Source organism: Modestobacter marinus, assembly GCF_019799945.1.
Classification (GTDB): domain Bacteria; phylum Actinomycetota; class Actinomycetes; order Mycobacteriales; family Geodermatophilaceae; genus Modestobacter; species Modestobacter marinus_B.
In genome coordinates this window covers 1-24,825 of sequence record NZ_JABGCH010000018.1, presented here as the reverse complement: position 1 = coordinate 24,825, position 24,825 = coordinate 1, and the positions used below count along the sequence as shown (strand labels likewise).

25 protein-coding genes and 1 rRNA gene are annotated in these 24,825 nt (G+C 73.3%); 6 read left to right on the top strand and 20 right to left on the bottom strand.

Annotated features, from left to right (window positions below; translation table 11 throughout):
- Positions 1–46: 46 nt before the first annotated feature.
- From HK417_RS15200 to HK417_RS15145, 13 genes are all read right to left on the bottom strand, one after another.
- On the bottom strand, positions 47–1,717 hold the full coding sequence (locus HK417_RS15200; RefSeq protein WP_222267912.1) for a glycoside hydrolase family 13 protein: 1,671 nt from the start codon (positions 1,715–1,717) through the stop codon (positions 47–49).
- Between the two features lie 25 nt (positions 1,718–1,742).
- A complete protein-coding gene (locus HK417_RS15195; protein ID WP_222267910.1) occupies positions 1,743–3,005 on the bottom strand; it encodes an ABC transporter ATP-binding protein in 1,263 nt (420 codons plus the stop codon).
- 47 nt (positions 3,006–3,052) lie between these two features.
- Complete coding sequence (locus HK417_RS15190; RefSeq protein WP_222267908.1) at positions 3,053–3,886, bottom strand: carbohydrate ABC transporter permease; 834 nt, start codon at positions 3,884–3,886, stop codon at positions 3,053–3,055.
- Complete coding sequence (locus HK417_RS15185; protein ID WP_222267906.1) at positions 3,886–4,848, bottom strand: carbohydrate ABC transporter permease; 963 nt, start codon at positions 4,846–4,848, stop codon at positions 3,886–3,888. Before HK417_RS15185 ends, HK417_RS15190 begins: the two co-directional genes overlap by 1 nt.
- A 61-nt stretch (positions 4,849–4,909) precedes the next feature.
- Positions 4,910–6,160 (bottom strand): extracellular solute-binding protein, encoded by a 1,251-nt coding sequence (locus tag HK417_RS15180; protein WP_308123605.1) that lies wholly within the window; start codon positions 6,158–6,160, stop codon positions 4,910–4,912.
- Positions 6,161–6,346: 186 nt separating this feature from the next.
- Positions 6,347–7,618, bottom strand: coding sequence for a DUF4032 domain-containing protein (locus HK417_RS15175; RefSeq protein ID WP_222267902.1), 1,272 nt, complete (start codon positions 7,616–7,618; stop codon positions 6,347–6,349).
- 181 nt (positions 7,619–7,799) lie between these two features.
- Complete coding sequence (locus tag HK417_RS25490; protein WP_261326834.1) at positions 7,800–8,594, bottom strand: TetR/AcrR family transcriptional regulator; 795 nt, start codon at positions 8,592–8,594, stop codon at positions 7,800–7,802.
- 65 nt (positions 8,595–8,659) lie between these two features.
- Positions 8,660–8,785 (bottom strand): hypothetical protein, encoded by a 126-nt coding sequence (locus HK417_RS25485; RefSeq protein WP_261326832.1) that lies wholly within the window; start codon positions 8,783–8,785, stop codon positions 8,660–8,662.
- Between the two features lie 15 nt (positions 8,786–8,800).
- Complete coding sequence (locus HK417_RS26165; protein ID WP_222267900.1) at positions 8,801–9,217, bottom strand: helix-turn-helix domain-containing protein; 417 nt, start codon at positions 9,215–9,217, stop codon at positions 8,801–8,803.
- A gap of 162 nt (positions 9,218–9,379) precedes the next feature.
- The gene (locus HK417_RS15160) at positions 9,380–9,865 is read right to left on the bottom strand and encodes a CinA family protein (protein WP_222267898.1); all 486 of its coding nucleotides are present in this window, start codon (positions 9,863–9,865) and stop codon (positions 9,380–9,382) included.
- Complete coding sequence (gene pgsA / locus HK417_RS15155) at positions 9,862–10,542, bottom strand: CDP-diacylglycerol--glycerol-3-phosphate 3-phosphatidyltransferase (protein ID WP_308123604.1); 681 nt, start codon at positions 10,540–10,542, stop codon at positions 9,862–9,864. The genes HK417_RS15160 and pgsA overlap by 4 nt, the downstream gene beginning before the upstream one ends.
- Before the next feature lie 3 nt (positions 10,543–10,545).
- Positions 10,546–12,036, bottom strand: coding sequence for a 30S ribosomal protein S12 methylthiotransferase RimO (rimO, locus tag HK417_RS15150; RefSeq protein WP_308123603.1), 1,491 nt, complete (start codon positions 12,034–12,036; stop codon positions 10,546–10,548).
- Positions 12,037–12,129: 93 nt separating this feature from the next.
- A complete protein-coding gene (locus HK417_RS15145) occupies positions 12,130–14,661 on the bottom strand; it encodes a DNA translocase FtsK (RefSeq protein WP_222267896.1) in 2,532 nt (843 codons plus the stop codon).
- Between the two features lie 670 nt (positions 14,662–15,331).
- On the opposite strand from HK417_RS15145, the gene HK417_RS25475 reads away from it, so the two are divergent.
- A complete protein-coding gene (locus tag HK417_RS25475; protein WP_261326860.1) occupies positions 15,332–15,529 on the top strand; it encodes a hypothetical protein in 198 nt (65 codons plus the stop codon).
- Positions 15,505–15,720: a prolyl oligopeptidase family serine peptidase gene (locus tag HK417_RS25470; protein WP_308123602.1), complete on the top strand. Its 216-nt coding sequence runs from the start codon at positions 15,505–15,507 to the stop codon at positions 15,718–15,720. Before HK417_RS25475 ends, HK417_RS25470 begins: the two co-directional genes overlap by 25 nt.
- A 27-nt stretch (positions 15,721–15,747) precedes the next feature.
- Here HK417_RS25470 and HK417_RS15135 read toward each other — a convergent pair whose 3' ends face one another.
- Genes HK417_RS15135 through thyX form a run of 5 tightly spaced genes read right to left on the bottom strand, consistent with a single transcriptional unit; the run spans position 15,748 to position 20,546 of the window.
- Positions 15,748–17,466 (bottom strand): ribonuclease J, encoded by a 1,719-nt coding sequence (locus HK417_RS15135; protein ID WP_308123601.1) that lies wholly within the window; start codon positions 17,464–17,466, stop codon positions 15,748–15,750.
- On the bottom strand, positions 17,463–18,359 hold the full coding sequence (gene dapA, locus HK417_RS15130; protein ID WP_222267894.1) for a 4-hydroxy-tetrahydrodipicolinate synthase: 897 nt from the start codon (positions 18,357–18,359) through the stop codon (positions 17,463–17,465). The genes HK417_RS15135 and dapA overlap by 4 nt, the downstream gene beginning before the upstream one ends.
- Positions 18,360–18,368: 9 nt before the next feature.
- On the bottom strand, positions 18,369–18,929 hold the full coding sequence (locus tag HK417_RS15125) for a dihydrofolate reductase (RefSeq protein ID WP_222267892.1): 561 nt from the start codon (positions 18,927–18,929) through the stop codon (positions 18,369–18,371).
- A gap of 23 nt (positions 18,930–18,952) precedes the next feature.
- Positions 18,953–19,750, bottom strand: coding sequence for a thymidylate synthase (locus HK417_RS15120; protein ID WP_222267890.1), 798 nt, complete (start codon positions 19,748–19,750; stop codon positions 18,953–18,955).
- 43 nt (positions 19,751–19,793) lie between these two features.
- Positions 19,794–20,546, bottom strand: a complete 753-nt coding sequence (gene thyX / locus HK417_RS15115; protein ID WP_222267888.1) for an FAD-dependent thymidylate synthase — start codon at positions 20,544–20,546, stop codon at positions 19,794–19,796.
- Between the two features lie 93 nt (positions 20,547–20,639).
- On the opposite strand from thyX, the gene HK417_RS15110 reads away from it, so the two are divergent.
- Both HK417_RS15110 and HK417_RS26505 read left to right on the top strand, forming a co-directional pair.
- Entirely contained in the window at positions 20,640–21,113 is a 474-nt protein-coding gene (locus tag HK417_RS15110) for a toxin-antitoxin system HicB family antitoxin (RefSeq protein ID WP_222267886.1), read from the top strand.
- Between the two features lie 20 nt (positions 21,114–21,133).
- Positions 21,134–21,970, top strand: a complete 837-nt coding sequence (locus HK417_RS26505) for a DUF4097 family beta strand repeat-containing protein (RefSeq protein WP_222267884.1) — start codon at positions 21,134–21,136, stop codon at positions 21,968–21,970.
- Positions 21,971–21,975: 5 nt separating this feature from the next.
- Here HK417_RS26505 and HK417_RS15100 read toward each other — a convergent pair whose 3' ends face one another.
- Positions 21,976–23,193 (bottom strand): winged helix-turn-helix domain-containing protein, encoded by a 1,218-nt coding sequence (locus tag HK417_RS15100; RefSeq protein ID WP_222267882.1) that lies wholly within the window; start codon positions 23,191–23,193, stop codon positions 21,976–21,978.
- Between the two features lie 75 nt (positions 23,194–23,268).
- Between HK417_RS15100 and HK417_RS15095 the strand changes: the two genes are divergently transcribed.
- Together HK417_RS15095 and HK417_RS15090 are read left to right on the top strand one after the other, a co-directional pair.
- Positions 23,269–23,853: a GNAT family N-acetyltransferase gene (locus HK417_RS15095; protein ID WP_222267881.1), complete on the top strand. Its 585-nt coding sequence runs from the start codon at positions 23,269–23,271 to the stop codon at positions 23,851–23,853.
- On the top strand, positions 23,850–24,515 hold the full coding sequence (locus tag HK417_RS15090) for a DUF2461 domain-containing protein (RefSeq protein ID WP_222267879.1): 666 nt from the start codon (positions 23,850–23,852) through the stop codon (positions 24,513–24,515). The genes HK417_RS15095 and HK417_RS15090 overlap by 4 nt, the downstream gene beginning before the upstream one ends.
- A gap of 90 nt (positions 24,516–24,605) precedes the next feature.
- On the opposite strand, the gene rrf is transcribed toward HK417_RS15090, so the two are convergent.
- A 5S ribosomal RNA gene (gene rrf, locus HK417_RS15085) occupies positions 24,606–24,722 on the bottom strand.
- Positions 24,723–24,825: the final 103 nt, after the last annotated feature.

The window sequence follows — 24,825 nt, the reverse complement described above, 5'->3', positions numbered from 1 at the left end:
AACACTGCCGGGGGCATCGTGCCCGACCGGCGGGGCGGCCGGGCGCTCAGGGACTCCGGAGGTCAGGACGACGGCCGTCGGTCGCCAGCCACACGGCGGTGTCGGGCGGGAGGACGTCGGACACCGGTCCGCTGGCGAGCAGCACCCGTCCCCGCCCGGCGAGACCCACGGGCTGCTCCCCGAGGTTGACCAGGCAGCGGAAACCCGGGGCCCGGCGGAAGGACAGCACGTCGGCGCCGGCGTCCGCGTCCCAGCCGAGCTCCTCCGCGGCGAGCCCGGGCAGTTGCCGGCGCAGCGCGAGCGCGTCCCGGTACAGCGACCAGGTGGAGTCCGGGTCGGTGCGCTGCCGCTCGGCGGTGAGCACCGCCCAGGCGGCGGGCTGCGGCAGCCACGGCTGCACGCCCGGTGCGGTGAAGCCGAACGGCGGGGTGTCCCCGGACCAGGCCAGCGGCACCCGGCACCCGTCGCGGCCCCGGACGGTGTGCCCGGACCGGAGCCAGGTGGGGTCCTGCAGCACCTCCTCGGGCAGGTCCTCCACCTCGGGGAGTCCCAGTTCCTCGCCCTGGTAGACGTAGGCGCCGCCGGGCAGCGCAAGGCTCAGCAGCGCGGCCGCCCGGGCCCGACGCAGCCCCAGCTCGAGGTCCACCGGAGCGTCGCCGTCCGGTGCCGCCGGATCGGCACCGGGCTGCGGCCGGGCATACCGGGTGACGTGCCGGGTCTCGTCGTGGCTGCTCAGCACCCAGGTCGGTGGCGCACCGATCGGCCGGAGGCCGGCGATGGTCCGGTCGATCACCTCCCGCAGCGGACCGGCCCGCCACGGCGCGATGAGGAAGTCGAAGTTGAAGGTCGTGTGCATCTCGTCGGGACGGACGTACCGGCTCAGCCGCTCCGGCCGCACGACGGCCTCGGAGACGAACACCCGGTCGCCGGGGTAGCCGTCGCCGATGGCCCGCCAGCGGCGGAGGATCGCGTGCACGTCGTCGACGTCCCAGTGCGGGCTGTCTGTCCACCGGCGGGAGTCGAAGCGCGCGCCCGGTCCGTGCCCGGCGTCGGGCAGGCCGGGCTTCTTGGCCATCGCCGGGGCGGCGTCGACGCGCAGCCCGTCCGCGCCGCGGTCCAGCCAGAAGCGGACGACGTCGTCGTAGGCCTGCTGGACCGCCGCGTCGCCCCAGTCCACGTCCGGCTGCTCGGGGGCGAAGGTGTGCAGGTACCACTGCCCCGGCCGGCCGTCCGGCTCGCGGACCCGGGTCCACGCCGGCCCACCGAACGCGCTGACCCAGTCGTTGGGCGGCTCGTCGCCGCCGGCCCGGCCGTCCCGGAAGAAGTACCGCGCCCGTTCCGGCGCGCCCGGCCCGGCGGCGAGCGCCGCGCGGAACCAGGGGTGCTGCTCGGAGGTGTGATTGGCGACGAGGTCGACCACGACCCGCAGGCCGAGCGCGTGGGCCTCGTCGAGCAGGGCGTCGACGTCGGCGAGCGTGCCGAACCGCGGGTCGACGTCGGTGTGGTCGGTGATGTCGTAGCCGCCGTCGGCCATCGGGGACGGGTAACAGGGCGTCACCCACAGCGCGTCGACCCCCAGCTCCGCCAGGTACGGCAGCCGGGCTCGGAGACCTCCCACGTCCCCGAGCCCGTCGCCGCTGGCGTCGCTGAAGCTGCGCAGGTACACCTCGTAGACCACGGCACGCCGCCACCAGGGCTGGGCCGGGACGCTTCCCATCCCCGTGACCGGGACCGCGGTCGTCTCAGGCGGCGCCGGCGTGCCGGCCCTGCATGCCGGCCTGCGCCTCCTGCACCTGCTCGGCCCGGTCCTCCTCGGCCATCTGGGTCAGCCGCGCCCCGGCCTCGGCGTCCCGGGTGAGGTTCTCGCCCGTGGTGGGGTCGAAGACGTGCACCTTGCGGGTGTCCAGCCAGAACTCGGCCTCCCGGCCCTCCCGGATCCGGCTGGTCGAGTCGATGGAGACGATCGCCTGGGTACGCAGCTCCTCGGAGTCCAGCTCGCGCGAGAGGTCCCGCAGCTGGGAGGTGATCTCGGCCGGTGCCTCGTAGGGGATGTAGGCGTACTGCTGGTCGCCCAGCCACTCGGTGACGTCGACCCGCGCCCGGAATAGCGTGCCCAGCGGCCGCTTGGCCTCGTCGACCAGGGACGCGTCCTCGAAGTACTCCGGCCGGATGCCCACCAGCAGCAGGTCCCGGCCGGCCACCGCCGCCGCGCGCTTCTGGTCGAGCTCCACCGGCCCGAAGGGCGTGGTCAGCCGGTTGCCCTCCGGCCGGGCCGGCAGGAAGTTCATCGGCGGCGAGCCGATGAACCCGGCGACGAAGAGGTTGACCGGCTGCTCGTACAGCTCTCGCGGCGAGGCCACCTGCTGGATCTTGCCCTTGCGGAGGACGCAGACCCGGTCGCCGAGGGTCATCGCCTCGGTCTGGTCGTGCGTCACGTAGACGGTGGTGATGCCCAGCCGGCGCTGCAGCCGGGAGATCTCGGTGCGCATCTGGCCACGCAGCTTGGCGTCCAGGTTCGACAGTGGCTCGTCGAAGAGGAACGCCTCCGCGTGCCGGACGATCGCCCGACCCATGGCCACGCGCTGCCGCTGACCACCGGAGAGGTTCGCCGGCTTGCGCTCCAGGTGCTCGTGCAGCTCCAGGACGTCGGCGGCCTCGGTGACCCGGCGGCGCACCTCGGCGTCGTCGGTCTTCGACAGCCGCAGCGGGAAGGCGATGTTCTCGAAGACCGTCAGGTGCGGGTACAGGGCGTAGTTCTGGAAGACCATCGACAGGTTGCGCTCGCGGGGCGCGAGGTCGTTGACCCGCTTCCCGCCGATGACCATGTCCCCGCTGCTGATGTCCTCCAGCCCGACGATCATCCGGAGCAGGGTGGACTTCCCGCAGCCGGAGGGCCCGACGAGGATCATGAACTCCCCGTCGGCGATGTCCAGACTGACGTCGTTGACCGCCGGGAAACCGTCGCCGTACTGCTTCACGATGTTGCGCATCTCGATCGAGGCCATGAGGGCTCGTTCCCTTCGGGTGTGGCTGTGGTCGGTGGTGGGGCCGGTCAGCCCTTGACTGCGCCGTTGGTCAGGCCGGCGACGATGCGCCGCTGGAAGAGCAGCACCAGGGCGACGACGGGGATCGTGACGATCACCGCGGCCGCCGCGATCGCCCCGGTCGGGTCCTCGAACTGGGAGGCGCCGGAGAACAGGCCCAGTGCCGCGGGAACCGGCCGGGCCACGCTCGTCGAGGTCAGCGAGATGCCGTAGGCGAAGTCGTTCCAGGCGATGAAGAAGGCGATGATCGCCGTGGTGAACACGCCCGGTGCGGCCAGCGGGACGATGACCTTGCGGAAGGCCTGCCACGTCGTGGCGCCGTCCACCTGGGCCGCCTGCTCCATCTCCCAGGGGATCTCCCGGAAGAACGCCGACATCGTCCAGATCGAGATCGGGAGGGTGAGCGACAGGTAGGGGATGATCAACCCCAGCCAGGTGTCGTACAGCCCGATCTGCCGCCACAGGTTGAACAGCGGCGTGACGATCGAGATGACCGGGAAGATCGCCACCCCGAGCGCGGTGCCCAGGATGAGCTTCTTGCCCGGGAAGTCGAGCCGGGCGATGGCGTACGCGGCGAACATCGACAGCACGCAGGAGATGAACGTCGCGATGAGGCAGATCCCGAACGAGTTGCGCAGTGCCGGCAGGAACAGGTCACTGGCCGTGCCGGTGAGGATGGTCGAGTAGTTCTCCCCGGTGGGTGACGTCGGGAGGAAGCCCTTGTTGGCGATGTCGGACGGTGCCTTGAAGGACAGCGAGACGATCCAGGCGACCGGGAACAGCGCGTAGATGATGATCGCGACCCCGCCGACGTACCACCATGTCTTCTCCTTCGTGGACATCAGCGCTCCCCTCTCGCCTGGGCCAGGTCGACCTTGAAGCCCTTGATGAAGATGAAGGCGATGAGCACCACCGCCAGGAACAGGAGCACCGAGACCGCCGAACCCAGCCCGATCTCCACTCGCGAGATGGTCTGCCGGTAGGCCAGGAACGACACCGACTCCGTCCCGTTGGCGCCGGCGGTCATGATGAAGATCGAGTCGAAGATCCGGAACGCGTCCAGCGTGCGGAACAGCACCGCGACCATGATCGCGGCCTTCATGTTCGGGATCGTGACCCGCCGCATCCGCTGCCACCAGGTGGCTCCGTCGACCTTGGCCGCCTCCTGGAGCACCTCGGGGACCTGGGCCAGACCGGCCAGGAGCAGCAGCGAGATGAACGGCGTGGTCTTCCAGATCTCGGTGATGCAGATGACCAGCAGCGAGGTGCCGCGGTCGCCGAACCAGTCGGTGTCGGCGCCGATGCCGGGCAGCCAGGCGAGCCAGCTGTTCACGAAGCCGGTGTCGACGTCGAAGGCGAACTTCCACGCGAACGCCGACACGACCGTGATGACGGCGTACGGGATCAGGATGGCCGCCCGGACGATGGGGCGGATGGAGGACAGCGCCTTGGCCATCACCATGGCGAGGGCGAACCCGAGGACCAGCTCCACCGCGACGGTCACGACCGTGATGAGCACCGTGACCCACAGCGACGTCCACCAGACGGGGTCACTGAGGATGACCGCGTAGTTGCCCAGCCCCCGGAAGGACCGGTTCTCCGGGTCGGTCAGCCGGTAGTTGAACAGTGAGTAGTAGACGGCCTGCACGATCGGGTAGGCCGTGACCAGCAGCATCACGAAGAACGCGGGGCCGGCCAGCATCCAGCCGAGCTTGCGCTCGGCCCGCGACCGGTCGCTGATCCCGCGCCCGGGCGCGGAGACCGGTGCGGTTTTCTCGGTCGGTGGGAGCGTGGTCTGCGTCATCGCCGTGCCTCCGGGCTCACTCGTCCCCCGCTGCGGAGCTCACTCCTGCTTCGCTGACTGGTCACAGCAACTGGTCCCCTCGGAGTACGGCGCTGATCAGGTCCTCGGCCCGCTGCGGGGTCGACTCGGGGTCGACCGTCGAGGGTGCGTGGTACTCCCGCTGGACGCCTCCGGAGACCTCGCTGTAGTACGGGGTCTGCGGACGCGGCGCGGCCTGCTCCAGGGACTCCGCGATGACCGGGGCCATCGGGAAGACCTCGACGACCTCCGGGTCGTCGTAGACGGCGGTCGACGCGGCCGGGTTGCCGTTCGACACCATGTAGTAGGCCTGGTTCTCGTCCGACGTGATGCACTCGGTGGCCTCGTACGCGAGGTCCGGGTGCTGGCTGTAGGCCCCGACCCCGATGTTGATCCCGCCGTAGGGCGGAGCGCTGGGCTCCCCGGCGTCGACCTGCGGGTACAGGGCCCAACCGATGTCGTCGGGCACCGACGCGTCGAGGGTGCCGCCCTCGACCGCGGAGAGCGCGCGACCCCAGACGAACGGCCAGTTGACCATGAAGCCGGCCTCCGGCCCCTCGAACTGGGTGGCGTTGGAGTCCTCGTTTGCGGTGGAGAAGGCCGGTCCGGTGACGCCGGAGTCGGCGACCTGCCGCATCACCTCGGCCGCCCGGATGCCGGCGTCCGAGGTCAGGCCCAGCTGGATCTGGTCGGGGTCGGTCGAGTTCTCGGCGATGATCGAGCCGCCCGCGGACTCGATCAGGGCGTTGAGCCACACCGTGAGCGACTCCGAGCGGGTGCCCTGCGCGCTGACCGTCGTCCCGGTCTGCTCGGCGACCTGCAGCAACTGCTCCCAGGTGACCGGCTGCGACATGTCCAGGCCGGCCTGCTCGACCACGGACTTCCGGTACCACAGCAGCTGGGTGTTGGCCCAGAACGGGATGGCGACCAGTTCGTCGTCCCAGGTGGACCCGTCGATGGCGCTCTGCACGACGCCCTCGGTCACCCGGTCGCCCACCTCCTGGGGCACAGGGGCGAGGAAGCCCGCCTGCGCGAACTCGGGGATGTAGGGCGGGTCCAGGCTCATCAGGTCGATCGAGGAGTCCTCGGCCGCCAGGCGCCGGACGAGCTGCTCACGCTGGGAGGGCGAGTCCCGGGGCAGCACGGCCGTCACGAGCGTGTAGCGCCCCTCGGCGGCCTCGGTGCACCGGGCAGCGATCTCGGCCTGACCGCCGGAGTCGGGGTTGATGTACCAGGTGAGCGTCGGCACCCCTCCGGAGTCGCCGCCGCAGGCGGCCAGCCCGGAACTCAGCACCAGGGCTGACGCTGCGCCACCCAGAGCTCGCCGCCATCTCCGCCGATGCGGGGACCCGACCCTTCCGGTCCGTCCCCCGCCGTCCCCGTTCTTGCGAACGTCGAGCACCGTCCACCGCCTCTGCTGGCGGAAGCGACCCCATGACCGCCTCTGGATCTCGGAGCGTGGCCCGAGTCACACCACCTGTCAATCGGAGCGTGATCTCCCGGTGACCAGTCTGTCGACGGACCCGTTGCGGTCGGCGATCACCGAGGGCGTGGTGAGCTCGCTCGGGGTTGCCGCGAGGACTTGCTGCAGGTAGGAGCGCACTGCGGCCCAGGTCCCGACGTCGAAGCCGGACCGCTCGGACAAGAACCAGCGGTGCTCCAGCACCTCGTGGTAGATCTCCGCCGGTGCCAGGCGGCCGGCCAGCTCCTCGGGGACCGCGCTGACCACCGGCAGGTAGACCTCGGTCAGCCAGCGCCGTCCCGCCTCCAGCTCGGGTACCGATCCGCCACCGCGGGTCTCCAGGTAGGCCCGGTAGGAGTGGACGTCGTTGAGCAGCCGGCGGGCCTGCTTCTCCTGCACCTCGAGCCCGGTGAGGCGGGCGAACTCGCGGCGGTTCTGGCCGGGCTCGCCGACCCGGGTGTCGACCCGCAGCCGGGCGCCCTCCGGCGAGGTGACCAGCTCGATCTCCCCCACGTCGAACCCCAGGTCGTTGATCCGCTGCAGCCGCTCGGCCACCCTGAGGGCCTGCTCGTCTGCCCGGAAGACCTCCTCCCGGTTGATCTCGTCCCACAGCGCCTCGTACCGGACCGGCAGGCAGTCGGCGATCTGGATCGGGTCGATGTCCTCGGGCAGCAGCTCGCCGGCCTGCAGGTCCATCAGCTCCGCGCCGACCCGTTCCCTGGCCAGGTCGACGTCGTAGGCGCGCTTGCCGGCCGACAGGGTCGGGTACCGCTCGGCGGTCTCGGCGTCGACCATGTACGCCGTGTACGAGCCGGCGTCGAGCCGGAACAGCGTGTTCGACAGCGAGCAGTCACCCCAGTACACGCCGGCCAGGTGCAGCCGGACCAGCAGCTGCACCAGGGTGTCGATCAGCCGCTCGGGCTCGTGCTCGGCCCGCGGTCCGGAGAACAGGTAGCGGTAGGACATCGAGTACTCGAGGTAGCGGGTCACCAGGATCGCCTCCTGGTCGTCGGGCCGGTCCACGCAGATGCCCAGCACGGAGACCGACGGCAGCCCCTCGGCCTCGAACTCGCCCAGCAGCGCGTACTCGTGCCGGGCCAGCGGCTCGGCGATCTCCTTGAGCGCGAAGACCCGTCCGTCGCAGGCGGTGAAGCGCACCACGTGGCGGGAGATGCCCCGCTGCGGCACCTCGAGCACCAGCGCGTCGTCCCACTCGGCCAGCGGTTGATGCCACGGCAGGGACAGCAGGCCGGCGGCCTCCGCCGCGGGTGGTCGGAACAGGTACCGCATCACGGGCTCCGGGGGTCGGCTGTCACGGCGCGGTTTGCCGGACCGGACGGGACCGTCGCCGCCGTCACCTTCCCACGGCGGGTGTCCGGCCACGAACGGGCAGGAACGGACACCGCGCCGGTGGCTTCCGCCCCGGTCCGCTCCTCGGTCGCTGGCGCTCCCTGCGGTGCTCCCGGCGGCGTCAGCCGACGATCTGCCCGGTGATGACGGCGGCCTGCGCGGCGCGCTCGGGAGCCGTGCCCGGCTGCAGCACCAGCCCGAGCAGCCACCGGCAGACCAGCTCGGCCTCCGGGCGGGAGATCCGCAGGGCGGCGGCGAGGGTCAGCACGACGTCGCCCCAGCGGGCGGCGTCCAGCCCCATCATCTGCACCAGCACCTCGGGCTCGGTCTCGGCGAGCCGGCGCAGCACCGGGTGCGCGCCGACCTCCTCGGCCAGCGCCGGGACGGCGACCGTCAGCGGCAGCTCGGCGGCCAGCGCGGCCAGCCGGTCCAGCTCGAAGGCGATGAGCGCGTGCGCGACGTCGTCCTTGGTGCGGAAGTGGTTGTACAGGGTGGCCTTGGCGACGCCCGCCGCGGCGGCGACGTGCTGCATCGTCGTCTTCTTCAGGCCGCGCTCGGCGAAGGCGGTCCGCGCCCCGGTCAGCAGGCCACGACGGGTCCGGCTCATCGCGACACCGGCCCGCGCCGGGGGACGGCGGTGATCGCGCGCCGCGGGCTGGGCGGGGCGCGGCGCGGGCGCGGGGACCGCGACCGGGAGCGGCGGTACCGGGGCGGTCAGCTGCATGCCGGGCGGCGGCTGCAGGTAGGCGCCCGTCGGGACCGGGGTGGTCAGGTGCTGCCCACCGGTGGCCGCTGCCTCGGCGGCGGCCTGCTCAGCGGCGTCCGCCTCGAGCACCGTCACGCCGCTCCGGCCGGCACCGGGCACCGGCAGGGAGGGGTGCGGCGGGAGTGACGACGAGAATCCGGGGGAAGACATGGACACTTTGTGCCCTCCCGGTCGCACTGGGTCAAGGAGGTGGACGTTGAGCGCCGCTCGTGTCGTCACTGGCGCAGCAGCCGCCCCACGAAGGACCCCTCTACCCCCCACGCCTCGTAGGCGCGGCGCGCCGGCCCCGTCCGCACCGGCCCCGTCCAGGGCCCCGCCCTGGGCCCGCGAAGGGTGGGCACGACGGGGTCCTTCGTCTAGGCAGCCAGGGAGACGGCGCCCTGGGACGGCGCGGCGTCGCGGGCCGGCTGCGACCCGCCGACGAGCGCGAGGGCGGGCTCCGCGACCGGGGCTTCGGCGGCAGGCTCCGCGGCCGCCTCGTCCCCCGTCTCCTCCGCCGGCTCCGCGACGGTGAGCGGACGCACCGGGCGGCGTCCGCCGTCGGCCAGCCGCATCTCCAGGCTGACCTCGGCCAGCAGGTCGGCGAGCTCGAGGTCGAGGGCGTCGCAGATCGACGCCAGCAGCTCGGAGGAGGCCTCCTTCTGGCCCCGCTCCACCTCGGACAGGTAGCCCAGGCTCACCCGGGCGGCGCCGGAGACGTCGCGCAGGGTGCGACGCTGACGCAGCCGGTGCCCGCGCAGGGTGTTCCCGAGCTGGGTGCGCAGCAGCGTCATGGCCGTCTCCTGTCCACTCCGGGGAGCGTGTCGAACGAGCAGTGCGAGCACTGACGCCGTCGTCCGGGCCGGCCGGAGGACGACGTGCACTCACCGTACGCGGCGCTGCCCCTCGCCACCGCCCCGGTGGGGAGCCGTCCGCTCATGGCGTAAACGCGCCGCTCACCCGGGCACTTCCCGCTCGTCGAGCCGGTCCAGCAGCCGCAGCAGGGCCGCCTCGACCGCGCCGGTCCGCACGGCCGCCCGGTCCCCCGGCAGGTCCAGCCGGTGGACGTCGGTGCGGGTGCCGTCGCTGATCCCGACGTACACCCGCCCCGGTCCGTGCCCGTCGACCGGGTCCGGGCCGGCCACCCCGGTCAGCCCCACGCCCCAGGTGGCCGTGCACCGCTCCCGGATGCCCTCGGCGAGCGCCGCCGCCGTGGGCTCGCTGACCGGGCCGGAGGCGGCGAGCAGCGCGGCGGGCACGCCGGCCAGCGCCGATTTGAGGTCGGTCGCGTAGACGACCGCACCGCCGCGCAGCGTGGTGCTCGCCCCGGGCACCGTGGCCAGGGTCGCGCAGAACAGCCCGGCGGTCAGCGACTCGGCGGCGGCGACGGTCTCGCCGCGGGCGAGCAGCGCCGCGTGCAGCCGCTGCTCGGGGGAGCTCACGCGGCGGTGTCCCGGCGGACGTCCCCGGGCCCCGCGTCGTCGGCCCGGCGGGCCGCCGCGGCACGCATGGCGCGCGCGCTGGTGCGCCTGAGGCCGATCGCCCGGACCACGTAGTCCAGCCCGGTCACCACCGTGAGCACGACGGCGGCCGCCATGACCCACCAGCGGACCGAGCCCAGCACGCCGCCGAGCGGGAGGATGTAGAGCCCGATGGCGAGGGCCTGCAGCACGGTCTTGGCCTTGCCGCCGCGGCTGGCGGCGATGACGCCGTGCCGGATGACCCAGAAGCGGAGCAGGGTCACCCCGATCTCGCGCACCAGGATGACCGAGGTCACCCACCACGGAAGCAGGCCGAGCGCGGAGAGGCCGACGAGCGCGGTGCCGGTCAGTGCCTTGTCGGCGATCGGGTCGGCGAGCTTGCCGAACTCGGTCACCTGGTTCCTGCGCCGGGCGATCATCCCGTCGTACCGGTCGGTGATGATCGCCAGGGTGAAGAAGACGGTGGCCCAGATCCGCTGCTCGTCGTCCATGCCGCCGTCGGAGAACAGCAGCATCGCGAACAGCGGCACCACGGCCAGCCGCAGCACGGTCAACGCGTTGGGCAGGTTCACCAGCCGCGCGGTCTGCGGCGGCGTGGCGGCCGGGTCGGCCGCACCCTCCGGCATCGCCGCGCTCACGGCTCAGGCCCCGGTGCCGGACAACGCGGGTACCAGGGCACGGGTGACCAGGTCCACGCCCTCGGTGTCCACGACCTCGGCGGTCAGCAGCTGCCCGGCGACGGCGTCGGCGGGCACGCCGGAGACGGTGGTGGTGCCGTCGGCGTCCGGGTCCTGGTGTGCGGCGTGACCGGCCCAGGTGCCCGGCTCCTCCTCGGCGGAGAGGTCCTCGGTGAGCAGCACCTCGACGGTGGTGCCGATCCGCTCCTCCGCCCGCTGCGCGGTGAGCTCCTCGACCAGGTCGGTGATCCGGCGGACCCGCTCCTCGATGACGTGCGGCTCGAGCTTGCCGGGCAGGCCCATCGCCTCGGTGTTCTCCTCGTCGGAGTAGCCGAACACGCCGACGGCGTCCAGCCTGCCCTCGACCAGGAAGCGCTCGAGCTCGGCGACGTCCTGCTCGGTCTCGCCGGGGAACCCGAGGATGACGTTGGTGCGGAAACCGGCCCCGGGTGCCAGCGCCCGGGCGCGCTCGATGACGGCCAGGAAGTCGTCGGTGCCGCCGAACCGGCGCATGCGGCGCAGCAGCGTGGGCGAGGAGTGCTGGAAGGACAGGTCGAAGTAGGGGGCGACGCCGTCGGTGCCGGCGATGACCTCCAGCAGGCCCGGGCGCAGCTCGGCCGGCTGCAGGTAGGCCACCCGCACCCGGGCGATCCCGGGGGTGGCGGCCAGCTGGGGCAGCAGCTTCTCCAGCGACCGCAGGTCGCCGGTGTCCTTGCCGTAGGACGTCGAGTTCTCGCTGACCAGGACGATCTCGGTCACGCCCTGGGCGGCCAGCCACTGGGCCTCGCCGAGCACCTCGGCCATCGGCCGGGACACGAAGGCGCCGCGGAACGTGGGGATGGCGCAGAACGCGCACCGCCGGTCGCAGCCGGACGCTATCTTGACCGCTGCCGACGGGCCGCTGGCCAGCCGCCGGCGCCTCAGCCAGTCGTGACCGGGGATCGCCGGGGCGTCGGCGGACCGAGCAGCCGTGGTGCGCTCCACCGGGCTGATCGGCAGCAGGGTGCGCCGGTCGCGCGGCGAGTGCGGCACCAGCGTCCGGCCGGTGAGGACGTCGTCGAGCCGGTCACCGATCGCGGCGTAGTCGTCGAACCCGAGGACCGTGGCCTCGGGCAGCGCGCCGGCCAGCTCCGCGCCGTAGCGCTCGGCCATGCAGCCGACGGCGATCACCTCGGCACCGGAGTCGGTGGCGGCGAGGATCGCGTCGACCGAGTCCTTCTTCGCGCTCTCGATGAAACCGCAGGTGTTCACCAGGACCGCGTCGGCGCCCTCGGCGTCCTCGACCAGCTCGTACCCGTCCCCCGCCAGCCGGCCGGCGAGCTCCTCGGAGTCGACCTCGTTGCGGGCACAGCCGAGAGTGACCACGGCGACCCGGCGCGGCGACCGCCCGTCCCGGTCCCCGTCCCCGTCCTGGGAGGGGGCCGATGTGGGGAGGGAGCGGGGCAGGGCTGGCACCGGACCATCGTAGGCGCTGCCCGGGGTCGCACCAGGTATGACTTCAGTCCGGCCCGGACTGCCGGGCCCGGCGCCGCAGCGGGGGTCCTGTTGCTACTCGCCCCCGCGCAGGGTGAACATCACCGATTCCAGCTCGTCGGGCTTGACCAGGACGTCGCGCGCCTTGGACCCCTCCGAGGGGCCGACGATCCCGCGGCTCTCCATGAGGTCCATCAGCCGGCCGGCCTTCGCGAACCCGACCCGCAGCTTGCGCTGCAGCATCGACGTCGACCCGAACTGGCTGGTGACGACGAGGTCGACCGCCTGGACCAGCAGCTCCAGGTCCCCGCCGATGTCCTCGTCGATCTCCTTCTTCTCACCGGCCGCAGCGGTGAAGACCTCTTCCCGGTACTCGGGCTCGGCCTGCCGCTTGGTGAACTCGACGACCGCCTCGATCTCGGCGTCGGAGACGTAGGCGCCCTGCACGCGCATCGGCTTGCCGGCACCGATCGGCAGGAACAGGGCGTCGCCCATGCCGATGAGCTTCTCCGCGCCGGGCTGGTCGAGGATGACCCGGCTGTCGGTGAGGCTGGAGGTGGAGAAGGCCAGCCGCGAGGGCACGTTGGCCTTGATCAGGCCGGTGACGACGTCCACCGACGGGCGCTGCGTGGCCAGCACCAGGTGGATGCCGGCCGCACGCGCCTTCTGGGTGATCCGGACGATCGACTCCTCGACGTCCCGCGGAGCCACCATCATCAGGTCGGCCAGCTCGTCGACGATCGCCAGGATGTACGGGTAGGACCGGTAGACCCGCTCGCTGCCCGGCGGGGCGGTGATCTCGCCGGCCTCGACCTTGCGGTTGAAGTCGTCGATGTGCCGCACCCCGGAGGACCGCATGTCCTGGTAGCGCTGCTCCATCTCCTCGACCAGCCAGGCGAGCGCGGTCGCGGCCTTCTTCGGGTCGGTGATGATCGGCGTGATCAGGTGCGGGATGCCGTCGTAGGGCGTGAGCTCGACCATCTTCGGGTCGATGAGGATCATCCGCAGCTGGTCCGGCGTGGCCCGCAGCAGCAGCGAGGTCAGCAGCGAGTTGATGCAGCTGGACTTACCGGCACCGGTGGCGCCGGCGACGAGGAGGTGCGGCATCTTCGCCAGGTTCGCGCAGACGAACCCGCCCTCGATGTCCTTGCCCAGTCCGACCAGCATCGGGTGCGGGTCCTGCTTGGCCACCTGCGAGCGCATGACGTCGCCCAGGCTGACCGTCTCGCGGTCGGTGTTGGGCACCTCCACGCCCACCGCGGACTTGCCCGGGATCGGCGCGAGGATCCGGATGTTGTCGTTGGCCACCGCGTAGGCGAGGTTCTTCGTCAGCGCAGTGATCTTCTCGACCTTGACCGCGTTGCCGAGCTCGATCTCGTACCGGGTGACCGTCGGGCCACGCGTGTAGCTGGTGACCGCGGCGTCGATCTGGAACTGCTCCAGGACGCCGGTGATCGCCTCGATGGCGACGTCGTTGGCCTTGGACTTGGCGCGCGGCGGGGTGCCCGGGCGCAGCACGCTGACCGAGGGAAGCATGTACTCGCCCTCGACCGGCTGGATCCGCAGCTGCTCGGGTTCCTCGATCGGCGGGAGGTCCTCCGGCGGGGCGGTCCGGTCGACGGGGGACGGCACGCGGCGGGGCGAGGGCACCGGCACGGGCTCGGGCGCCGGCTCGTGCACGACCGCCAGCGGTGCCTCGTCCAACGCGCCGAGGTCGGGGACGGCGCCGGTGTCGAGGGTGTCCTGGACGGCGGCGGCCGCGGACTTGCGCCCACGCCGGGAGCGCGGCGCCGGCTGCTCGTCCTCGTCGTCCTCGTACAGGTCGTCGTAGTCGTCGTAGTCCTCGTCGGCGTCGCGGCCGAGCTGGCGGTCCAGCCAGCCGCGCAGCCGCTCGGGCACCTGGTGCACCGGCGTGGCCGTGACGACGAGCAGCCCGAAGGCGGCGAGCAGGACCAGCAGCAGCACGCTGACGACGGCGCCGACACCGCTGGTCAGCGGCGACCCGACGGCCCAGCCCAGCACCCCGCCGGCGCCGGTCCGGTCGCGGGCGTCGATGTCCGGGCCGGTGACGTGCGTGATCCCGACGACCGCGGCGACCACGCAGGTCCAGCCGATGAGCAGCCGGCCCCGCGCCTCGGGGCGCGGGGGGTGGCGCAGCAGGCGGAGGGCGACGAGCAACAGCACGACGGGCAGCGCGGCGGTCAGCGTGCCGATGAGGAACCGGACGGCGCGGTCCAGGCCGGCGCCCGCGGGACCGATCCCGTTGGTCCAGGCCGCGGCGCCGAGCACGATGGCCAGTCCGAGCACGGCGAGCCCGACGCCGTCACGGCGGTGCTCGGCACCCAGCGGCTCGGCCTCGTCGGGGCGCGCGACCGAGCGGGCGAGGCCGCCGACGCCGCGGGCGAGCAGGCCCCAGGTGCCGGCGGCCGCCCGGACGGCACTGCCGCCCAGGCTCCACTGGTCCTTCTTGGCCGCCGGACGGCGGGCAGCGGTGGAGCCACCGCGCTTGGCCGGCGGGCGCTTCTGGGCGGTGGAGCCACCGGCGCGCGGGCGCGAGGAGGACCCGCCCCGCGCCGGCGCCCGATTCGACGTCGCGCGAGCAGGCATGCGTCGACGGTAATCGCCCGGAGCGTCCAGCTGGACGATTCGTGGCCGCGTGTCCGGACCGGAGCCGAACAGCCACCCGGGCAGCGGACCGACCAGTCCGCGCCCGGCCTGCCCGGTCACGTTCGCGACGTGACCGAGCCCACCACTCCGCGCGTCCTCCCCCACGGCAGCTGGCCGACCCCGATCACCTCGGAGCTGGTGGTGCGCGCCGCCGCCCGGCTCGGCGAGGTCGGCGGGGACGGCGACGACGTCTGGTGGGCCGAGGGTCGCCCCAGCGAGGGCGGCCGGACGGCACTGGTCCGCCGCTCCGCCGACGGCACGACGGCCGACCTCCTGCCCCCGCCGTGTAACGCCCGCACCCGCGTGCACGAGTACGGCGGGGGCGCCTGGACGGTCGCGGGCGGCACCGTCTGGTTCACCGGCTACGCCGACCAGCGGCTTCACCGTGTCGAGCCCGGCGGCGAGCCGGTGGCGGTCGCCCCGGAGCCCGCGCTGCCGGCCGGGGTCCGGTTCGCGGACCTGCGGGTGACTCCCGACGGGGCCGCGGTGCTCGCCGTCCGGGAGACCCACGCCGCGAGCGGAGCGGCGGCCGACGTCGTCCACGAGGTGGTGGCCGGGTCGACCCCGCGCGGATGGCCGTCCGCGGGGCTCGGCCGGTGGCTACACGACGCTGGCGGCGCTCACCTTCCGCCCCGGGGTCTTCGCCGCCGGCGCCAGTCACTACGGCGTCGCCGACCTCGCCGCACTGGCCGCCGACACGCACTCCCTCGAGTCGCGGTACCTCGACGGGCTGATCGCCCCGTGGCCCGCGAGCGCTGACGTCTACGCCGAGCGCTCGCGGTGGTGCCGCCGGCGCAGGCCGAGCTGATGGCCGCCGCGCTCCGGGAGAACGGCGTGCCGCACGCCTACGTGCTCTTCGCCGGCGAGCAGCACGGCTTCCGCAAGGCGGAGAACATCCGCGCCGCGCTGGACGGCGAGCTGTCCTTCTACTCCCAGGTACTCGGCTTCGACCTGCCCCCCGAGGACGGCATCACGCCCATCGCCGTCGTCCGGCAGTGATCAGCAGAAGGGCCCCACGCGGCGGGCTTACACCTCGAGGACGGTGGGGATGATCATCGGGCGGCGGCGGTAGGTGTCGGAGACCCACTTGCCGACCGTCCGGCGGATGACCTGGGAGAGCCGGTGGGCGTCCACCTGCTCGTCCTCCAAGCTGCGCTTGAGCTCCTTCTCGACCAGCCCGAGCACCTCGTTGAACGCGGTCGGGTCGTCGGAGAACCCGCGGGTGGACAGGTGCACCGGCCGCACGATCGTGCGGGTGGACGGCTCGATGACCACGGTGAGCGCCACGAACCCCTCGTCCCCGAGGATCCGGCGGGCCTGCAGCGACTCCTCGCCCACGTCCCCGACGTTGACGCCGTCGACGTAGACGTTGCCGATGGGCACGCTGCCCACGATCGACGCCTTGCCGTCGACGAGGTCCACGACGACGCCGTCCTCGGCCAGCAGGATCCGGTCGCGGCTCATCCCGATCTGCTCGGCCAGCGCGGCGTGCGCCCGCAGGTGCCGCCACTCGCCGTGCACCGGCATCAGGTACCGGGGCTTGGCGACGTTGATCAGGGTGCGCAGCTCGCCGGCGGGGGCGTGGCCGGAGACGTGCACCATCGCCGTCTCCTTGTGGATCACGGTGGCGCCGAGCCGGGCCAGGCCGTTGATCACCTTGTAGACCGCCGTCTCGTTCCCCGGCACCAGCGAGGACGCCAGGATGATCGTGTCACCGGCCTCGATGGTCACCTGGTGGTGGTCGCCGCGGGCCATCCGCCCGAGCGCGGACAGCGGCTCACCCTGGGAGCCGGTGCTGATCAGCACGACCTGCTCCGGCGGCATGGACGTCGCCTCGTCGAGCTTCACCATCAGCCCCGGCGCCACCCGCAACAGGCCGAGGTCCTGGGCGACGCCCATGTTGCGCACCATCGAGCGGCCCACGAAGGCGACCTTGCGGTCGTGCTTGACCGCGCAGTCGAGGACCTGCTGGATGCGGTGCACGTGGCTGGCGAAGCTGGAGACGATCAGCCGCTGGGTGGCCCGCTCGAAGACCGAGTCGAGCACCGGGCCGATGTTGCGCTCGGAGGTGACGAAGCCGGGCACCTCGGCGTTGGTCGAGTCCGCCAGCAGCAGGTCGATCCCCTCGACGCCGAGCCGCGCGAAGGCACCGAGGTCGGTGAGGACGCCGTCGAGCGGCAGCTGGTCCATCTTGAAGTCGCCGGTGTGCACCAGCGTCCCGGCCGCGGTGTGCACGGCGACCGCCAGCGCGTCGGGGATCGAGTGGTTCACGTTGATGAACTCGGTGTGGAACGGGCCGGCCAGGTGGTCGTCGCCGGCGGCCACCTCGACGAGGACCGGGTCGATCCGGTGCTCGCGCAGCTTGGCCCGCACCAGCGCAAGCGTGAACCGCGAGCCGATCAGCGGGATGTCCCCGCGCAGCCGCAGCAGGTAGGGGATCGCGCCGATGTGGTCCTCGTGCCCGTGGGTGAGGACGACGCCGACGATGTCGTCCAGCCGGTGCTCGATGACCCCGAAGTCGGGCAGGATCAGGTCGATGCCGGGCTGCTCGGCCTCGGGGAACAGCACGCCGCAGTCGATCACCAGCAGCCTGCCGTCGAACTCGAGCACGGCCATGTTCCGGCCGATCTCACCAAGCCCGCCGAGCGCCATCACCCGCAGGGCGCCGGCGGGCAGCGGCGGGGGCGCCTGGAGGTCCAGGTGCGGCTGGTGGGCCTGCTGGGCAGGCGGGGTCTTCGTCGTCACAGCTGGACTCCTCCGGCGGCGAGGTCGGCGCGCAGCTGCTCCACCTGTTCGGGAGTCGCGTCGACCAGCGGCGGGCGGACCGGCCCCGCCGGCAGGCCGAGCGCGCGCAGCGCCGCCTTCACCGTGATCACACCTTGGGTACGGAAGATGCCGGTGTAGACCGGCAACAGGCTCTCGTTGACCGCGCGGGCCTTGACCAGGTCACCGGAGTCGACGGCGGCGATCAGCTCCGCCAGCCGGCTCCCGACCAGGTGCCCGACGACGCTGACCACACCGACCGCGCCGACGGCCAGCAGCGGCAGGTTCAGCATGTCCTCGCCGGAGTAGTAGGCCAGGTCGGTGCGCGCCAGGGTCCACTGCACCGCGCCGAGATCGCCCTTGGCGTCCTTGACGGCGACGATGTTCGGGTGCTCGGCGGCCCGGACGAGCGTCTCGACCTCGATCGGCACGACCGAGCGCGGCGGGATGTCGTAGAGCATCACCGGCAGGTCGGTGCTGTCGGCGACCGCGGTGAAGTGCCGCAGCAGCCCCGCCTGCGGCGGCTTGTTGTAGTACGGGGTGACGACGAGCAGCCCGTCGGCGCCGAGCCGCGCGGCCGACTGTGCCTTCTCGATGGAGTGGGCGGTGTCGTTGGTGCCGACGCCGGCGACCACGGTGGCCCGGTCGCCGACGGCGTCGATCACCGCCTCCAGCACCGCGTGCTGTTCACCGTCGCTGACGGTGGGCGACTCCCCCGTCGTGCCCATGACGACCAGGCCGTCGTGCGCCTGCCGGTCGACCAGGTGGGACGCCAGCTCCTGGGCCCCCGCGAGGTCGATCGTGCCGTCCTCGGCGAACGGGGTGACCATCGCCGTGAGGACTCGCCCGAAGGGCCGGGCGGGGTCGGTGGTCATGGTGCGAATCTACCGACCGCCGCCAGCGGACCATCGCGCCAGGACGGCGGCGGGCCCGTCGGTCGCCTCGCCGTCCGGCTCGCTCCGCCGTCGCGACAGGGTGACCCGGTAGCGCAGCCCGGTCGAGGACGTCAGCCACCCGGTCCCGGCGGCGGTCACCCACTCGTCCTCGGGCAGGGCGGGCGCCCAGGTGTCCCCCGGCACCCGGACGTCGACCTCGGTGACCACGGCCGCGGCGGCGCGGGGCAGGAACGCCGCGTAGACGCTGCCTCCACCGATCACCCAGACGTCGCCGTCGGCGGCGGGCACCTCGTCCGCGGAGCGCGCCACGTGCACTCCCTCCCCCGCGGTCTGCAGGGTGGAGCTGAGGACGACGTTGCGCCGGCCCGGCAGCGGTCGCACCCGGGGCGGCAGGGACTCCCAGGTGCGCCGGCCCATCACCACCGTCGCGCCGACGGTGAGCGCCCGGAAGAGCCGAAGGTCCTCGGGGAGGTGCCAGGGCAACGCCCCGTCGGCGCCGATGACCCCGCCGTCGCCCTGGGCCCAGACGAGCCGGACCGTGCCCTGCACGACCGCCGACCTCGCGCGCTCGGTCAGACGGCCACCGCACCCCGGATGGCGGGGTGCGGGGCGTAGTCGTGCACGTGGAAGTCGGCGTAGTCGTGCTCGAACAGCGAAGGGGCCGGGTCGATCGTCAGCCGCGGGAAGGGCCGCACCTCGCGGGACAGCTGCTCGCGCACCTGCTCCACGTGGTTGGCGTAGATGTGGCAGTCCCCGCCCACCCAGATGAAGTCGCCCGGCTCCAGGCCGACCTGCTGGGCCACCATCTGCGTGAGCAGGGCGTAGCTGGCGATGTTGAACGGGACGCCGAGGAAGAGGTCGGCGCTGCGCTGGTACAGCTGGCAGGAGAGCCGGCCGTCGGCGACGTGGAACTGGAACAGCGCATGGCAGGGCGCCAGGGCCATCTCCGGCAGCGCGCCGACGTTCCAGGCGGAGACGATCATCCGGCGGGAGTCCGGGTCGGTCCGCAGCGTCTCCAGCACCGCGGACAGCTGGTCGACCGTGCCGCCGTCCGGCGTCGGCCAGGACCGCCACTGCACGCCGTAGACGGGGCCGAGGCTGCCGTCCTCGGCCGCCCACTCGTCCCAGATGCTGACGCCGTGCTCCTGCAGCCAGCGGACGTTGCCCTCGCCGCGCAGGAACCACAGCAGCTCGTAGGCGACCGACTTGAAGTGCACCTTCTTGGTGGTCACCAGCGGGAACCCGCAGGACAGGTCGTAGCGCAACCGCTCGCCGAACAGGCTCACCGTGCCGGTGCCGGTGCGGTCGGACTTCGGGCTGCCGGTGTCGAGCACCCGGCGCAGCAGGTCCTCGTACTGGGTGTCGATCATGGTGCTCCCGCCCCTCGTCCGCGACCGTCGATGCTAGGCGGGGTCATCCCTCGGTCACGTAGGGGCTCGCCGCGACCTCGGTGCCGTCGGCGAGCCCGCTGATCCGGAAGTCGCTGAACACGTGGCCGGCCACCCGCTGCAGCTCGCGCAGGCACGCGACGGCGACCTGGCGCATCTCGACGTCGGCGTGCTCGCTGGCGCGCATGGCGATGAAGTGCCGCCACGCCCGGTAGTTGCCGGTGACCACGACCCGCGTCTCGGTGGCGTTGGGCAGCACGGCGCGGGCGGCCTGCCGGGCCTGCTTGCGGCGGAGGGTGGCGTTGGGGACGTCGGCGAACCGCTTCTCCAGCCCCTCCAGCAGGGTCTCGTACGCGGCCAGCGCGGCGTCGGTCGCGGCGAGGAACAGCTGGTGCAGCTCCGGGTCCTCGGCGATGACGGCCGGCTCGACGACGGCGGCGTCCCGGTCGGGCACGTAGCGCTGGGACAACTGGCTGTAGGAGAAGTGCCGGTGCCGGATCAGCTCGTGGGTGAGCGACCGCGAGATCCCGGACAGGTACATGCTCACGGTGGCGTGCTCGAGCACCGCCAGGTGGCCCACCTCGAGGATGTGGCGCAGGTAGCCCTGGTTGGTGGCCGTGGCGGGGTTCGGCTTGTCCCACGACTGGTAGCAAGCCCGCCCGGCGAACTCGGCGAGCGCCTGCCCGCCCTCGGCGTCGGTCTCCCAGGGCACGTCCGCGGGCGGCGTGAACGCGGTCTGGGCGACGACCTCGACCTTCAGCGGGGCGATGGCGGGCACCCGTCGAGCGTACGGCGGCGTCGCGAAGCGCCCTTCCCGTGACGCTGGACATGACGTCACTATGGCGTCATCCTGACGTCAGGAGGCGAGACCATGGACCTGGGCGACTACGTCGACGCGCTGCGCAGCCACCTGACGACGGCCGCCGCGGCGGGCACGGAGCAGACGCGCGAGACAGCCCGGCTGCTGGCCGAGACCCTGGAGCCCGCCGTCCGGCTGGCCCTGACCGACGCCCTGTCCGCGATGGCGGCCGAGGTGACCGCGGCCTGGGGCGAGGGACTGGTCGACATCCGCGTCCGCGGCGGAGAGCCCGAGGTCGTGGTGGAGCACACCCGGCCCGACCAGCCGGTCGACGACGTCGATGCCGGGGGCGAGGACGGGTCGATCGCCCGGATCAGCCTGCGGCTGCCCGAGTCCCTGAAGGCCCGCGCGGAGTCCGCCGCGGCCACAGCCGGGATCTCGCTGAACGCCTGGCTGGTCCGCACCGTCGCCACCGGCCTCCGCGAGCCCACCGAGCCGCGCCCCGGGCGCGGTCCTCGCCGCTACTCCGGCTTCGCCCGGAGCTGATCCCCGTCCAGGAGGTCCCCGTGTCCGTCCGCACCCAGCGCGTCCCCGTCCCCGGCGGCCCGCCCGCCGTGGAGGTCCGCAACCCCGCCGGCTCGGTCACCGTGGACGCCGTCGAGGGCGCGTCCGAGGTGGTGGTGACGATCGAGCCGCTGAACGAGGCCGCCGAGCACGAGGTCGACCTCGTCGACGTCGAGGCGACCGCGTCCGCGGTCCGGGTGCGCGTCCCGGAACGGCGGCTGTCCCGCTCGCCGGCGTTCGCCGTCGCGGTCAGCACCCCGCCGGACGGCCCGGTCGTCGTGTCCACCGCGTCCGGCGACTCCTCGTTGCGCGGGCGCCTCGGGCGGGTAGTCCTCACCAGCGCGAGCGGCGACGTGGCGGTCGAGCACTGCACGACCCTGCAGGCCCGCGCCGCCAGTGGGGACGTCCGGGTGGGCGAGGTGACCGGCGCCGCGACGGTGGGGACGGCGTCCGGCGACGTCCGGCTCGAGTCGGCCGGCGGTCCGCTGGAGGTCCGGACCGCCTCCGGTGACCTGGTGATCGGGGACGCCGCCGGAGACGTGCGCGCGAGGACCGCGAGCGGCGACGTGCGCGTGGAGCGCGCCGCCCGCGGGACGCTGCGGCTGACCACCGTGTCCGGCGACGTGACCGTGGGCGTCGAGCGCGGCCTGCGGGTCCGGCTCGACGTGCAGACCCTCACCGGGCACTGGGTCTCCGAGCTGACCGAGGAGGCACCTGGCGCGGCGGAGGGCGACACCGCCGCGCTGACCCTGTTCCTGCAGTCGGTCTCCGGCGACCTGCGGGTCCACCGGGCGACCGCCTCCACCCCGCCCGCCCCGGAGACCTCCCTCGCGAGCTGACCGGCTCAGGCCGCGGCCGGGAGCGCTCCGCAGAGCGCCGGCGCCAGGTCCCCGGCCCCGGTGACCGCAACGTCGGTCAGCTCCATCCAGTCGGCCATGAGCCGGAGCTCGGCGGCGAGCGCCGCGGCGACCGCGCCGTGGTCGACCCCGGGTTCGCCGTGCGCGGCCTGCACCCGCAGGACGCCGGACCGCCGGTCGGCCTTGAGGTCGACCCGGGCCACGAGGGCGTCACCCAGCAGGAACGGCAGCACGTAGTAGCCGTGCACACGCTTGGCCGCCGGGGTGTAGATCTCCAGCCGGTAGCGGAACCCGAAGATGCGCTCGACGCGCGGGCGTTCCCAGACCAGTGAGTCGAAGGGGCTCAGCAGCGCGCGGGCCTGGGCACGGCGCGGTCGCCGCGCGGCCGCGTCGAGCCAGGCCGGGCGCGCCCATCCGTCGACCACCACCGGCAGCAGCTCGCCGGCCTCGGCCAGCTCGGTCACCGCGGTCCGGGCGTCGGCCGGGGACAGCCGGAAGTAGTCGCGCAGGTCGCTCTCGGTGGCGACCCCCAACGCCCGCGCGGCGGTCCGGACCAGCTCACGGACGGCGTCGGGCCGTTCCGGCGTGGCCGCCTGCACGACCGTGGCGGGCAGCACCCGCTCGGGGAGGTCGTACACCCGCTCGAAGCCGGCGGTCCGGGCGCGCGCGGTGAGCGCCCCGGTGAAGAACAGCCACTCGAGCGCGACCTTGCCGGCGTGCCAGTTCCACATCGTGCCGGGGCGGTCGCGCCGGTGCTCCAGCAGCTGGCTCGCCTTCAGCGGACCCTCCGCGCGGACGCGGTCGAGGACCTCGGCGACGTACCCGGGCCGTTCCCGTTGCAGCCTGACCATGTTCCCCCAGGCGTGCTCCTCCGCGGCGGCCATCCGCCAGCGCAGGTGGGGGTGCAACCGGACCGGGAGGAAGGACGCCTCGTGCGCCCAGAACTCGAACAGGTCGTGCCGCCGGTTGGAGAGCGCGTCCAGCGCCGGCCGGGGGTAGGGACCCAGCCGGCTGAAAAACGGAAGGTAGTGGGACCGGCTCAGCACGTTCACCGAGTCGATCTGCACCACGGCGAGCTGGTCGGCCGACCGGCGCAGCTGACGGGTGCCGGGCCCCCCGGCGGGACGCTCGTCCGCGAGCCCCTGTGCGGCCAGCGCGATCCGCCGCGCCAGGGCAGCGGACAGCCGTTCCGCGGGTCTGGTCACGGAGCTGATCCTGCCGTGTGGGTACGACAGACCGCCTGGTGCGCGGGCGGCGGTGCCCTCCCTAGGCTGCCGGGCGTGCACCCACCTCCCAGGCCCGGCCCCACCGGGCGATCCGACGTCCGGGTGCGCCGGGCGCAGCCGGGGGACGAAGCGGCGGTCGCGCGGGTCCAGCTGGTCACCTGGCGGACCGCCTACCGTGCGCTGATGCCGGCCGAGGTGCTCGATGCCTGGGACGAGCAGGCGGCCGCCGACGCCTGGGCGGAGGCCATCGGCGCACCGCCCGGCCCCGACCACGGCGTCCTGGTGGCCGTGGAGTCGGACGACGTGGTCGGCGTGGCGGCGTTCGCCCCGGCCGGGACCCCCGACGACCAGCCCGCCGCCGAGCTGACCACCTTGCTGGTCGAACCGCGGTGGGGCCGGCGTGGCCACGGCAGCCGGCTGCTCGCGGCCGTCGCGGACCTCGCCGGCGAGCGGGGCGTCCGCACGCTGCTCAGCTGGGTGCCGGAGGCCGACGAGGTCACCGCAGGCTTCCTGCAGAGCGCCGGGTGGGCCCCGGACGGCTGGGCGCGCGACCTCGACGCCGGGACGGTGACCATCCGCCAGCTGCGCTGGCACACCCGTCTCGACGACGAGCGGGACGACGACCGAGGAGCTCCGTGACGTTCACCGGCTTCCCCGACGAGGCTCTCGTGTTCTACGAGGGGCTCGAGGCGGACAACAGCAGGCCCTACTGGACCGAGCACCGCCAGGACTACGAGCGGTACGTCCGCGCGCCCATGCAGGCGCTGGCCGACGAGCTCGCCGCCGAGTTCGGACCGGCCAAGTTGTTCCGTCCGTACCGGGACGTCCGCTTCAGCTCCGACAAGACGCCGTACAAGACGCACCAGGGCACGGTCCTGCACCCCGAGGGGCGCGGCCTCGGCTCGGTGTACGTGCAGGTGTCCGCGGACGGACTGCGCGTGGCCGGTGGCTGCTGGGGCCTCCAGCCGGACCAGGTGGAGCGGTACCGCCGCGCGGTGGACGACGAGCTGCCGGGCGGGCTGCTGTCCGCGGAGGTCGACCGGCTGCGCGCCGCCGGCTACGCCATCGAGGGCGATCGGCTCGTCCGGATGCCCCGCGGCTACCCCGCCGACCACCCGCGAGCCGAGCTGCTGCGCCACAAGGCGCTGCACGCCTCGGCGCAGTGGACTCCCGACGACTGGCTGCACGGTCGCGAGGCGCTGCAGCGGGTGCGGGACGCGTGGCGCGAGTTCGCCGAGCTCAACCGCTGGCTGAGCGACAACGTCGGCGCGAGCACGGCACCGCCGGATCGGCGACGCTGACCCCGCGGCGGCAGACCGCCGGCGGACACGAGTGCACAAACGCCGAAACGGGGCCGCAGCTGTCGCTGTGGCCCCGTTTCGGGAATGGTTGTCCGGCGGTGTCCTACTCTCCCACCCCGTCTCCGGGGCAGTACCATCGGCGCTGAAAGGCTTAGCTTCCGGGTTCGGAATGGGACCGGGCGTTTCCCTTTCGCCATGACCGCCGTAACACTGTGGAACCGCCCCCCACCCCGGCACGCGGGTGGGGGGTGTTCGTTGTTCCAGAGCTGCACAGTGGACGCGTGACATCGAGCTCAAAAGGGCTGGATGG